Origin of the sequence: Nocardia sp. AB354 (genome assembly GCF_049538315.1) — a bacterium.
Taxonomy (GTDB): domain Bacteria; phylum Actinomycetota; class Actinomycetes; order Mycobacteriales; family Mycobacteriaceae; genus Nocardia; species Nocardia nova.
Map to the genome: position 1 here is coordinate 1 of NZ_JBMVFU010000090.1, position 328 is coordinate 328.

The following is a 328-nucleotide window of genomic DNA, read 5'->3' on the forward strand; positions in this document are numbered from 1 at the left end:
CTACAACCCGGCGGTGATCGCGCAGGCGTTCGCGACTCTGGGGTGTCTGTATCCGGAGCGGATCATGCTGGGTGTGGGGACGGGGGAGGCGCTCAACGAGATCGCGACCGGTTACAAGGGGGAGTGGCCGGAGTTCAAGGAGCGTTTCGCCCGGTTGCGCGAGTCGGTGGATCTGATGCGCGCGTTGTGGAGTGGTGATCGGGTCGATTTCGAGGGCCAGTACTACAACACGGTCGGCGCGTCGATCTACGATGTGCCGCCGGCGGGGATTCCGGTGTATATCGCCGCGGGTGGTCCGGTGGTGGCTCGGTATGCGGGCCGGGCCGGC

1 protein-coding gene is annotated in these 328 nt (G+C 66.5%); it reads left to right on the forward strand.

The genetic code is table 11. The features are described from left to right. The coding region (locus ACPCUW_RS35225; protein ID WP_423429704.1) for an LLM class flavin-dependent oxidoreductase at window positions 1-328 on the forward strand (328 nt) is incomplete at both ends.